The 12,328-nt window shown below is 36.1% G+C and carries 12 protein-coding genes; 4 read left to right on the top strand and 8 right to left on the bottom strand.

Annotation, left to right across the window (positions count from 1 at the left end; translation table 11 throughout):
* Positions 1–1,341 precede the first annotated feature (1,341 nt).
* Complete coding sequence (locus DFQ08_RS10550) at positions 1,342–1,800, bottom strand: hypothetical protein (protein WP_114309987.1); 459 nt, start codon at positions 1,798–1,800, stop codon at positions 1,342–1,344.
* A 456-nt stretch (positions 1,801–2,256) separates the two neighbouring features.
* Between DFQ08_RS10550 and DFQ08_RS10545 the strand changes: the two genes are divergently transcribed.
* Positions 2,257–3,189 carry a peptidylprolyl isomerase gene (locus tag DFQ08_RS10545; protein ID WP_114309986.1) on the top strand — a complete coding sequence of 311 codons (933 nt, stop codon included), beginning with the start codon at positions 2,257–2,259 and terminating at the stop codon, positions 3,187–3,189.
* A 98-nt stretch (positions 3,190–3,287) separates the two neighbouring features.
* Here the strand turns inward: DFQ08_RS10545 and DFQ08_RS10540 are convergent, their stop codons facing one another.
* On the bottom strand, positions 3,288–3,848 hold the full coding sequence (locus DFQ08_RS10540; RefSeq protein ID WP_114309985.1) for a type 1 glutamine amidotransferase domain-containing protein: 561 nt from the start codon (positions 3,846–3,848) through the stop codon (positions 3,288–3,290).
* A gap of 373 nt (positions 3,849–4,221) precedes the next feature.
* Here DFQ08_RS10540 and DFQ08_RS10535 point away from each other — a divergent pair, with 373 nt between their 5' ends.
* Entirely contained in the window at positions 4,222–5,694 is a 1,473-nt protein-coding gene (locus DFQ08_RS10535; protein WP_114309984.1) for a T9SS type A sorting domain-containing protein, read from the top strand.
* Between the two features lie 132 nt (positions 5,695–5,826).
* Here the strand turns inward: DFQ08_RS10535 and DFQ08_RS10530 are convergent, their stop codons facing one another.
* The 4 genes from DFQ08_RS10530 to DFQ08_RS10515 form a co-directional block, all read right to left on the bottom strand.
* Positions 5,827–6,627 carry an anti-sigma factor gene (locus tag DFQ08_RS10530; RefSeq protein ID WP_114309983.1) on the bottom strand — a complete coding sequence of 267 codons (801 nt, stop codon included), beginning with the start codon at positions 6,625–6,627 and terminating at the stop codon, positions 5,827–5,829.
* A gap of 1 nt (position 6,628) precedes the next feature.
* Positions 6,629–7,156, bottom strand: a complete 528-nt coding sequence (locus DFQ08_RS10525; protein WP_114309982.1) for an RNA polymerase sigma factor — start codon at positions 7,154–7,156, stop codon at positions 6,629–6,631.
* 94 nt (positions 7,157–7,250) lie between these two features.
* Positions 7,251–7,832, bottom strand: a complete 582-nt coding sequence (locus DFQ08_RS10520) for a superoxide dismutase family protein (protein ID WP_114309981.1) — start codon at positions 7,830–7,832, stop codon at positions 7,251–7,253.
* Positions 7,833–8,032: 200 nt separating this feature from the next.
* A complete protein-coding gene (locus DFQ08_RS10515) occupies positions 8,033–8,662 on the bottom strand; it encodes a YceI family protein (RefSeq protein ID WP_114309980.1) in 630 nt (209 codons plus the stop codon).
* Between the two features lie 152 nt (positions 8,663–8,814).
* Between DFQ08_RS10515 and hemN the strand changes: the two genes are divergently transcribed.
* Both hemN and DFQ08_RS10505 read left to right on the top strand, forming a co-directional pair.
* Positions 8,815–10,179, top strand: a complete 1,365-nt coding sequence (gene hemN / locus DFQ08_RS10510) for an oxygen-independent coproporphyrinogen III oxidase (protein ID WP_114309979.1) — start codon at positions 8,815–8,817, stop codon at positions 10,177–10,179.
* A gap of 11 nt (positions 10,180–10,190) precedes the next feature.
* Positions 10,191–11,024, top strand: coding sequence for a universal stress protein (locus DFQ08_RS10505; protein WP_114309978.1), 834 nt, complete (start codon positions 10,191–10,193; stop codon positions 11,022–11,024).
* A gap of 150 nt (positions 11,025–11,174) precedes the next feature.
* Here the strand turns inward: DFQ08_RS10505 and DFQ08_RS10500 are convergent, their stop codons facing one another.
* Both DFQ08_RS10500 and DFQ08_RS10495 read right to left on the bottom strand, forming a co-directional pair.
* Positions 11,175–11,738: a hypothetical protein gene (locus DFQ08_RS10500; protein WP_114309977.1), complete on the bottom strand. Its 564-nt coding sequence runs from the start codon at positions 11,736–11,738 to the stop codon at positions 11,175–11,177.
* A gap of 28 nt (positions 11,739–11,766) precedes the next feature.
* Positions 11,767–12,255, bottom strand: a complete 489-nt coding sequence (locus tag DFQ08_RS10495) for a YqiA/YcfP family alpha/beta fold hydrolase (protein ID WP_114309976.1) — start codon at positions 12,253–12,255, stop codon at positions 11,767–11,769.
* Positions 12,256–12,328: the final 73 nt, after the last annotated feature.

The raw sequence follows: 12,328 nt of genomic DNA, 5'->3' as shown, positions 1-12,328 counted from the left end.
TGAGGCGCTAGCCTTAGTTTACAATAGATTTTGTATCGAGAGTCGTTTTATTTGAGGGTTCTCGATACAACATTCAAATTTCCACGTTGTTTCAATTTTAATTTCACTCGAACTGACGATTGGTGGGGTTTAGTTTGAAGTTGAAATAGTTGGTGTTTGAGGTATTGGTCTTTTAATAGTTCTCGATACAACATTTAAATTTCCACGTTGTTTCAATTTTAATTTCACTCGAACTGACGATTGGTGAAGTTTAGACTGAGGTTGAAATAGTTGGTGTTCGAAGTCCTGGACTTGTAAAGGTTCTCGATACAACATTTAAATTTCCACGTTGTTTCAATTTTAATTTCACTCGAACTGACGATTGGTGGGTTTTAGTTTGAAGTTGAAATGGTTGGTGTTTGAGGTATTGGTCTTTTAATAGTTCTCGATACAACATTTAAATTTCCACGTTGTTTCAATTTTAATTTCACTCGAACTGACGATTGGTGAAGTTTAGACTGAGGTTGAAATAGTTGGTGTTCGAAGTCCTGGACTTGTAAAGGTTCTCGATACAACATTTAAATTTCCACGTTGTTTCAATTTTAATTTCACTCGAACTGACGATTGGTGGGTTTTAGTTTGAAGTTGAAATGGTTGGTGTTTGAGGTATTGGTCTTTTAATAGTTCTCGATACAACATTTAAATTTCCACGTTGTTTCAATTTTAATTTCACTCGAACTGACGATTGGTGAAGTTTAGACTGAAGTTTAAAAGGTCTGTGATTGAAGTAATAACTTTGTAACAGTTCTTGATACAACATTTAAATTTCCACGATGTTTCAATTTTAATATCACTCGAACTGACGATTGGTGAAGTTTAGTTTGAGGTTAAAATAGTTGGTGTTTGAGGTATTGGCTTTGTAATAGTTTCGATACAACATTTAAATTTCCACGTTGTTTCAATTTTAATTTCACTCGAACTGACGATTGGTGAAGTTTAGACTGAAGTTTAAAAGGTCTGTGATTGAAGTAATAACTTTGTAACAGTTCTTGATACAACATTTAAATTTCCACGATGTTTCAATTTTAATATCACTCGAACTGACGATTGGTGGGTTTTAGTTTGAAGTTGAAATAGTTGGTGTTTGAGGTATTGGTCTTTTAATAGTTCTCGATACAACATTTAAATTTCCACGATGTTTCAATTTTAATATCACTCGAACTGACGATTGGTGGGTTTTAGTTTGAGGTTAAAATAGTTGGTGTTTGAGGTATTGGCTTTGTAATAGTTCTCGATACAACATTCAAATTTCCACGATGTTTCAATTTTAATTTCACTCGAACTGACGTGAGATGAGTTTTTCTATTCCTCTTCTTTGTTATGGGCTTCTGAATCTTCAAGTACCACATATTTAGCAAAAGACAAATCCTGTTCTTTAACTTTCAATTGAATTTTTTGTAAAGTGGCTATTTCTAATTTTTCAACGTCACTTTGTTCCATCTGAAAATCGATTTTAGTGACATAGCGTCCTTTAACGTCTGAACTTTCAGATTCAAACTCAGGCATATCGGCTTCGAGTTTCAGTTTAAAACCATCACCAATGAACGTTAGCTGTGCTCCTTTTTTACATTTTACATTTAAGTCACCAACAATTACGGTTTGAAAAAAGTAGTAGCCTCCTAATTCATTAAGTCCTGCAAATAAAACGTTTGTTTCGGCAACTCCGAATGGGTTGTTTTCGACATCATTTATAATGGCTTCAATAGAATCTTGAGATTTAGAAGTTTTATTACCGAAAAGTTGTGCTATTGAAAATGCCATTGTTTAGTTTTTTTCAAAACTAAGATTATTAATTTACTTGCCCAATTTTTGAGGTTCTCGATACACCATTTTAATCTTCGCTTCGCTTCGATTTAAATGTCACTCGAACTGACGGGGTGGTTGTGGTTTTTTGATTGTTTCTTGTGGTTGTCTTGTACTTTTTCGTCAGTTCGAGTGCCGACGTAGGAGGTGTATCGAGAACCATGGTTGGTACATAGTCTTTTCGATATAATATATTAAAAAAGGGATTTGTTTTTCAGTTAGGGAGCAGTGATTTATATGAGGTGGGTTTAAACGGTTCTCGATACAACCTATAAATCTTCACTACGCTTCAATTTAAATGTTACTTAAACTGATGCTTAGGGATCGATTTTTAATTAGCGTCTTTAAACTTATTGCCTTATGTATTCAACTTTCAATTCACTATCTTTGCAGCTTTAAATAAAAACACACACAATGCAAGACGGTTTATACGCAAAATTCAACACTTCAAAAGGTGAGATATTAGTAAATTTAGAGTTTGAAAAAGCTCCTGGAACAGTGGGTAACTTTGTTGCCTTAGCAGAAGGGAATTTAGAAAACGCAGTAAAGCCACAAGGGACACCTTATTATGATGGTTTAAAATTTCACAGAGTTATTCCAGATTTTATGATTCAAGGGGGATGTCCACAAGGAACCGGAACCGGAAATCCTGGGTATAAGTTTGATGATGAATTTCATCCTGATTTAAGACACAGCGGTCCTGGAGTTTTAGCCATGGCTAATTCTGGTCCTGCAACTAACGGAAGTCAATTTTATATTACACATGTTGCAACAGACTGGTTAGATAACAAGCATACTGTTTTTGGAAATGTTGTTGAAGGACAAGATGTTGTTGATGTTATCGCTCAAGGCGATCAGATTGAAAGCTTAGAAATAGTAAGACAAGGTGATGCTGCTGAAAACTTTAACGCGGTTGAAGCTTTTAGAACTTTTGAAGGTTCTCGCGAAAAGCGTATTGCTGCAGAGCGTGAAGCTGCAAGAGCAGAGTTAGATAAATTAGCTGCAGGTTTTGAAGAAACAGCTTCTGGTTTACGTTATAAAATTATCCAAAAAGGAGAGGGTAAAAAAGCAGAAAAAGGAAATATGGTTTCTGTACACTACAAAGGACAGTTAGCAGATGGTACTGTTTTTGACTCGTCTTATAAAAGAAATTCACCTTTAGATTTTCAAGTTGGAGTAGGTCAAGTGATTCCAGGTTGGGATGAAGGAATTTGTTTATTAAGCGTTGGTGATAAAGCACGTTTTGTGATTCCAAGTGATTTGGCTTATGGTGCTGCTGGTGCTGGTGGCGTTATTCCTCCTAATGCAACCTTAGTCTTTGATGTTGAATTAATGGGGACAAAATAAGACCCCTTAACCATACTACTTAGCTTAACGGTTGAGTACGGACATAAAAAAAGCGAACTTTTAAAGTTCGCTTTTTTTATTTTATAAATATCAAAGGTTTACGCCGTTTGCATTTGATGCTTACCTTCATAAACTTCCTCAACTAATTTTGCATTAAATGCTGGTAAATCGTTAGGATTTCTACTCGTTACTAAACCGTGATCTACAACCACTTCGCTATCTTCCCATTCGGCTCCTGCATTAATCAAATCTTTCTTAATAGAGGCGTAAGATGTTATTTTTCGTCCTTGTAACACATCAGCTTCTGCTAATAACCAAGGGGCGTGGCAAATTGCTGCAACAGGCTTCTTATGTTCAAAAAAGGATTTTACAAAATTTACAGCATCCTTATTTTGACGTAGGGTATCCGGATTCATAACCCCACCTGGTAACATTAAGGCATTGTAGTCCGATTGTGATGCTGTTTCTAAAGTTTTATCAACATCATAGGAGTTACTCCAATTTCCGTCTTCCCACCCGCGTATTTTACCTGAAACATCTGAGATAATATGAACGTCTGCTCCGGCTTCTTTTAAAGCTTGCATTGGCTCTTTTAACTCACTTTCCTCAAATCCGTTTGTTGCTAAAATTGCAACGGTCTTCTTATTTAAATTTTCCATTTGTGATATTATTTTTAAAATTATTATTCATTGAATTCACTACTAAGATAAAAAGATATGAGGTCGATATCGAATTTTAAAGGCCTCTTAACGTGACTTTAATACCGTTTGTTAAAAGCATTACGAGAGTTGTTAAATTGTAGGAAAAGCGTTAAAATGATTTAACATCTTCAAGATAATTCCCTCGGTCATGGGCTTTAATTATACATATATAACCAAGGGTTAGGGGAGTAAGAACTATAGCAAAGCTTCTGAAGTCGTACTTCTCGAAGACTGCTTATTTTGTAATCGTTTTCTTATAAAAATAGGGATCTAATTTCGTTTGCATTGATAATTCCTTTAATTTAGAGGCACTAAAAAATCAATTTTAAACATGAAAAAACTATTACTTACTCTTTTTGCAAACTTTGGTATCATAAGTATGCTCGTGGCACAAGGCTACACAACACCTGATACAGGTGTAACTTATAGCTTAGACGATTTGGTGGCTTTAAGTCCATCAACCCTTTCAGTTTCCGATGGTGTTTACACCCTAACGGATGATTTGAGCATTGCGGCTTCCGATGCCCTGTTGATTGCATCAGATGCTACAATTGAAATTGGTGCTGATGTTTTAATCAGCGTATCGGGGAACTTTACCGTTAGCGCTGATAATGTTGTTTTTACCGCTATTGATCCTGCGATGCCGTACGAAGGTTTCCGTTTTGAGCAACTTTCAGTTATCACCATTTCTAATGCCACAATTCAGTATGGTGGTGGACTTCGTGTGCTTACAGAAACCTTTAGTATTGATAATTGTTTAATTACAAATAATGTTTCGGGTGCTGCAACAGGAGGGGTTATCGCATTGTCTAGAGGGCAAGCTCAGATTACCAATAATACCATCACCTTTAATGATACTCCAGCTATTAGTTCTGGAGCCAATAGTGATGTATCACCTTATATTTTTAATAATTATATTGAAGGAAATAACCAAACGAATAACAACCGTCCTCAAATTAACCTTGGGACAACCTTAGCATCGTCACCTTTACAAATTATTCAGAATACCATTATTGGAGACCGTGCCTTAGATCAGGTTGGCGCTATTGCCGTGTCTAACTTTTTCGGAGCTACCATTAATGCTATTATTGATGATAATATTATCAACAACAACCGTTACGGGATCTCTATATTAGGAGGCAATTCGTTTGCTTATATTAGAAACAATATTATTGAAGATAATGATACCCAAGGAAGTCCTAATTTAGGAGGAAGTGGGATCTCACTTAATTCGCCTTCAGCAACGATGAACGTTATAGCTAGCGGAAATGAAATTAGACGTAACCTTTGGGGAATTACCGTCATTGATGAAGCGTCTATTAATTTAGGTGATGGTGTAGACAATGTGGGACAAAATGTATTTTCAGAAAATGGAAATGGCGGAACAACCTATGCGCTTTATAACAATACGGGGAATGCGCTTATGGCAATGAATAACTGTTGGGATGAAGAAAATACACCGAATACTTTAGCCGATGCTGAAGCTGTAATTGTTCATGCGAATGATATTTCAACGTTAGGTTTAGTAACTTTTGATCCTGTGAATTGTGGATTTTTAAGTGTTGATGATGTTGCGGCTCAGACCCTACAAGTTTTTCCGAACCCTGCTACCGATGTTTTAAATATTGCGGGTAATACCACTTTTAACGTTATGCATATCTATACGATAGATGGTAAGTTAATTACGAAAAGAAAACTACAAGTAGGCGATCAAACTGTAGCACTTCAATTACAAACAGGGGTTTATATTTTAGAGTTTAAAGGAGGCACAACCAAAATGACTCAGAAATTAGTTATCCAATAATAAAACGCTATTACAGCCCATAAAAGCTTCACCAATGGTGGAGCTTTTTTGTATAAAACGTTCTGTATGTGTTATAAAAATAAAAAAAAGCCAACTCTATTAGTTGGCTTTTTTTTATTGTATTTATCCGGTTTAGGAAGGGTTGACCTCTACAACACCTAGCGTATAAAGTTGTTCCATGGTTGGTGATTCGCTTCCGCCTTCTGGTTCTAAAGTAATTCCAAAGGCTTGACTCTCATTAGCATTAGCCATAGTGAAAATCTTATTGGTATCGCTATTAAAATCGTCAATGGTCCCTAAACTAGTAGGGGTCAGAGGATTTAAAGTTAATGACCAAACCTGCCATACCTTACCTTCAGGGGCGTCGGGTAAACCTTCAGCATCTAGATAGATGGTATTATCCGATTTGTTCCAATAGACTTTAGCGAAACTTGAAGCATAATTCCCTTGGCCTCCCAAGGGTACGCTAATAATATCTCGATCTCTAAGGATGTCTAATAAATTTTTAGTGGTTGCCAAATCAGATTTTGCGGTTTCAATCTGAGTTTCTAAATAACGGTTTTCAATATCTGCGGTTTGTAGTTGTTGCTCTAAATCGTTTTTCTGATTTAAGGTCCAAAAGAAACCTGCCGCCAAGGCTATAGAGGCTGCCCATCCGGTGTAAGCCAACCAATTGGTTTTTCTCGGAGCTAACTTCACCACTTTAGGATTGTTAGCGTCTTTTAAGTTGGCTTTAATTGCTTCAAAACTATGAGCACCTGGTGATGCCGCCGCGGTAAGCTTAAGCACAGCCGCTTCAATTTCTAAAACTTCCTGTAGGAGCTCCGGATGTTGTCGTAACAGTTCATAAACCTCCTGATTTTCGTTTTCAGAAAGTTGTCCTGCAACGTACAATTCTAAAATCCCTGATTCTATGTATGCTTTAATATCCATATTATAATACCATCTCTCTTAATTGTTGTATACAGTTCCGATTTCTCGTTTTAATCGTACCAATTGGCATTTGTAACGTTTCTGAAGCTTCTTTTTGAGTGAAACCTTTAAAATAAAGGAGTTCAATAACAGCTTTACATTTTTCACCTAATTGGGTTACAAAATTTTTAATGCCAATGGCATCGGTACTGTGGTCTAAATTATCATGGCTGGTTATAATATCTACGAAATTATCGGCACTAAGGTTTTGTCTCTTTTGTTTAAAGGCTTTAGACCTTGTTTTATCTATTGCTGCATTGCGCGCAATATTGAGAATCCATGTAAAAAAGCGCCCTTTTTTAGACGAGTAAGTCTCTGATTTGTGCCATGCTTTTATAAACACATCTTGCGTAATTTCGTCTGCGATGGCATTGTCTTTAACAATATTGTAAATAATACCGTGTATGCTTTTACTATACATACCATAAAGCGCCTCGAAGGCGCTATGGTTTTTATCTTGAAATTGTTTTACTAGGAGTTCTACTTCCATTGCTAGGTCATTTTCTTAGAATTTTCGCAGAATGGGGAAGAAAATCACCGCAATTGTTCTAACAATTAGTTTTTTTATTGTAAATGTACTACAATTATTCTATAATTCCAGCACAGCCTATACGAGAGCCTGCATCACCTGAAGGTTGCGATTTAAAATCATCGACACCAACATGTACAATAACGGCTTTCCCTAAGATATCCTTGGTTTGATCACCACATCCAATACACCATTCGTCCGTTGTTTTAGTAATTGTTGCACGTCCGTTAGCATTGGCTTCTAAATTTCCAATATCGCCTTTATGATAACCGGCTTCGTCTCCCCATGCGCCATGTGGTTGTCCTGTAGGATTCCAATGCCCACCAGAAGAGGTCCCGTCTGCAGCAGAGCAATCGGCTTTTTCGTGAATGTGAATGGCATGCTTACCTTCTTCTAAACCGGTAACGGTTCCCTCCATAGTGACCTTATCATCATTCTGAGTAAAGTGGATTGTTCCTGAAACATCACTATCACTCTTTGGCGCTAGAGTTACCGATATTTTGGTTGCCGTCTTTTCTGGGGTTTCAATAACTTCAACTTCAGTTTCCTGTACCGTTTCATTGTCTTTCTTGTTGTCTTTACATGCGGTTGCTACAATCACGGAAAGACCGAGGATTAAAAATTTTAAATTTTTCATGAGTGTTCTTATTTTATGTTGCGTTAATAATTGCGCTGTACAGCCCCATTACTAAAAATGGGACTGCTATTAAATATGATTTAACAGCAATCCCAAATTAATTAAGTACGCAAAGTTTTAAGAACTCAATCGAAAAAAAAGTTAGTTCATATGGTAATTGTCTTACGTGCGTATGTAAAACAACAGCTTAAAAACTTTCCTTATTTATCACGTAAATACGTATTTACTTCAATAGCAACTTCTTCCCAAGTTTTGCTTACACCATCTGCACCCTTGTGAAGATCAAAACACACTTTGTTTAAAGCTTCTAAGGCACCTAATGCATTCCAGTCTTTTAACTGCATAACCCCTTTTAGGCTCACACGTCTTTCATCTGTAATTGAAACCTCTAAAGGTAAATCTGCAGTAACACCATTCATTGTAATCGATGCTACATAAGCATTATCAATATATTTTATTTTACCTTTTATAAATTCAGTATTCAACATGCTACCGAAAAAAGAAGTTTTTATTTTTAAATCTCTAGACTCATCTTTAGTAAAAAGGTTTTCAATAGGAATTGCAAATTCTAAATTATTTAAAGCTTCTTGAGGTGTTGCTCCTTCTTTAGCATCAAAATTTAAAGTTGAAAATTCACCACCTACAGGAACTTTTTCAGTGGTTTTATAAGCCGTCCATTTTACAGAAGTGGCATTGGGTTTAATAACGTATTTAACCGCATTATCTATCGTCTCAGTCGATTCTGTTTTGACTTCTTTTTTTTCTTCTTTACAAGATGTTAATCCTAAGGTAAGAATAACCAATACTGCTAAAAATTTTGTGCTTTTCATGACTTAAATTTAATTTTGAGTAAAGTTAAGTAGTTCTATAGTGTAAAGCAAGCTCTTTGTGATTCTTCAATGCTATGATTTTTTGATTATGATAATTATCATAGTTTACGGTTGGCGATTCGTCTAATTTTACATCTGAAATTTGAATAAAAATGAGTCAGTCGTTAATCGATAAATATAATGTATCAGGACCTCGTTATACGAGTTATCCTACGGTTCCTTATTGGAATACCGAAGCGTTTTCTCTAGTGCAATGGAAAGCGTCTTTAAAACGTTCTTTTGAAGAGCATAATGACAAAGAAGGGATAAGTCTCTATCTCCATTTGCCTTTTTGTGAAAGTCTTTGCACCTTTTGTGGTTGCCATAAACGCATTACCAAACGTCATGAAGTTGAGATGCCTTACATCAAGGCCGTTTTAAAAGAATGGCGCTTGTATTTGGATGTATTAGAAGGCAAGCCTAAAATTAAAGAGTTGCATTTAGGGGGCGGTACACCTACATTTTTTTCTCCTGAACATCTACATTTGTTAATTTCTGAATTATTAATGGCTTCAGATCTTGCCGATAATTATGAGTTTAGTTTTGAAGGACATCCTAATAATACGACTGAAGCCCATCTTCAAACTTTATTCGATTTAGGATTTAGACGAGTGAGTTACGGGGTTCAAGATTATAATTTAACCATTCAAAGGGCCATCAATAGAGTACAACCTTTTGAAAACGTGAAGCGTGCCACAGACTTAGCACGAGCCATTGGTTATACCTCTGTAGGGCACGATATTATTTTTGGTCTTCCTTTTCAAACCGAAGCCGATGTTATAGAAACCATTAACAAAACCGAAGAATTGAGGCCAGACCGAATTGCTTTTTATAGTTATGCTCATGTGCCATGGATTAAAGGTAATGGCCAACGCGGGTTTAGTGATGCCGATTTACCATCACCAGCATCAAAACGTCAGCAATATGAAACCGGAAAACAACGTTTACAGCAGGCGGGATATGTAGAGATAGGAATGGACCATTTTGCATTAAAAGAAGACAGCTTGTATAAGGCTATGGAAACCCAAGAGCTACATCGTAATTTTATGGGTTATACCGCTTCAAAGACGCACGTAATGATAGGTTTAGGCGTCTCGTCTATTAGTGATAGTTGGTATGGTTTTGCGCAAAATGTAAAATCTAACCAAGAGTATTACCACTTATTAGAGCATGGAATTATCCCAGTCTTTAAAGGCCATATTTTAAATGATGAGGATTTAGTAATTAGAAAACACATTCTTAATCTAATGTGTCATTTTAAAACGGAGTGGAAGGATGATGCCTTACAGTTTGATGCCTTGCCTGAAGTCCTTATTAAATTAAAAGAATTTGAACACGATGGCTTACTCGTGTTTAAACCCCAACAAGTCCTCGTAACAGAAAAAGGAAAACCATTTATAAGAAATATATGTATGGCTTTTGATTTGTTATTACAACGCAAAAAGCCAGAAACACAGTTGTTTTCTATGACCATTTAAAATCTGAAAAAATGAACAAAATTATTGTACCTGTTGATTTTTCTGAACAATCAGAATTTGCCCTAGAAGCTGCGGCAAGTTTAGCCTTGAAACATGGGGCAGAATTGATTGTTTTGCATATGCTAGAGTTGTCTAATACAATAATATCGTCTGCCAATGAAGCCTTACACCAAGAAACGCTTTATTTTATAAAGCTGGCAGAACAAAAGTTTGATAAATTTTTAGACAAACCTTATTTAAAAGAGGTAAAGGTTAAGCCCGTTATTAAACACTTTAAAGTTTGGAGTGAAGTTAATGAAGTGGCTAAAACGTATGAGGCCAATATTATAGTAATGGGGTCTCAAGGCACAAGTGGGTTCAAAGAAGTGCTAATAGGTTCTAACACCGAGAAAGTTGTACGCTATTCTGATGTGCCAGTATTGGTTATTAAGCATAATCCTATTCTGTTGGAGTTTGAACATGGAGTTTTTGCTTGTGATTTTTCTGAAGATGCTATTGCACCTTATCAGAAGGCTAAGGCAACGTTTAAAAATTTAGGCATTAAGATGCACCTAGTTTACGTGAATTCTCCCGATGGTAATTTTAATAGTTCATCAGAGATAGATCAACGTGTCTCTAAATTTTTGGAACGTGCCGAAGGCGATTTAAAATTATTAAATGAAATTAATGTGGTTTCCGATTACACCATTGAACAAGGCATATTACATTTTGCTAATGTTATTGGTGCCGATTTGATTGCTGTTGCAACTCACGGTAGAAAAGGCTTATCTCACTTTTTTGAAGGTAGCGTTTCTGAAGATATTGCCAACCATTCAACCTTACCGGTAATGACATTTAAGTTCTAATTAACGGTGTTCATAGTTAGTGTTTTATTTTAACATCGTGTTAAAAACGCCAAAGCTGCAGGGTTTTGGCGTTTTTTTAGAAAAGACACCTCTATTTTAAAAGGCGTTTTGAGCCTTGAGCATTAACTTCTTTTCTGTGGAGTTTTAGGTTTAAAAACGGTATCCAATTCTTAAATGCAAATTAAGCGCTAATCCACTCGTGCTAGAAAGGTAGACATTATCTTCTTCAAAAAAATGGATAAAGCCCATTCCAATTCCGGTTTCATATGTAAAATGTTGTCCTATATGTCTACGGATGCCCCAGGTAGGAATAATTGAAATATCACTGATAAAATTAACGTTGTCATCTAAATGGCCTATAACCATATCGGGATGGTAACTGGTTTTTATGGCAATAAAATTTCCACTATTGCCATCGATACGTCGCGACTTGGACACCCGTTTTTTTAGATTATAATACCAACGTGGTGCCAATGTTAAAGCCGGAACTAAGACAAATTTTCTACTGCCTGCAAAATTGTTACTGTAAATAGCAGCATCTAAGCCCAATTCACTCCGCAAGGCAATGGTATTAGATAAGCGTGATTCGTTATGTCCATACACACCAAAAAATCCAACTTGAATACCGTAGGTCGATTTTTCAACACTAATATCTTGAGCCGTGGCTGTTAAAAACGAGAGTGCCAAAAGCCAGGTGAGAAGCATATGTTTCATAAATAAAAGGATTTTAGATGAATGATGATTATAGCGTGTTGAAAAAAGCTTCTACTTCCGCTTTAAAAACCGGTAAAGGAATACGGTGCGCTAATTTATTTTTAAGGTGCAATGTTATTTGAGGCTGTTGGTCTATAAGATTGGCTATAAACTGAAGGGTATCCTTTGGATTGACGACTTCGTCTTCGGTGCCTAAAACGAGTTGTTTAAAATGCGTTATGGTTTTAAGCGTTTCTGGGATCTGTTGTGTTACCGGTCGTTTTGATAAGGCGGGATTAAAAAGTAAGGCTGGACATTTAAAATGGTTAGAGGCATAAAATCCAGCAAAACCACCCATGCTACTTCCCATAATCACTTGGAAGCTATGGTCTGCATACTGAGCGATGATATCTGCAATAGCATTTGGGTTTTCTTTATAATTAAGGGTTGGGGCAAAAACGTCGCCATATTGTTCTAAAATTTGTCGTTTTTCGAGACTCAGTAAACTGTTTAGGCCGTGTATGTATAAAATCTTCATGGGAATTATAGCTATTGATAACGTTAGTTTTATACCCTAAAAATAACTTATGCATTGCAAGTAGACTCCTATT

This window comes from Winogradskyella arenosi, from assembly GCF_003337305.1.
Classification (GTDB): Bacteria; Bacteroidota; Bacteroidia; order Flavobacteriales; family Flavobacteriaceae; genus Winogradskyella; species Winogradskyella arenosi.
Note: the sequence above shows the minus strand (reverse complement) of the source record. Positions and strands in the feature narration are given on the sequence as shown.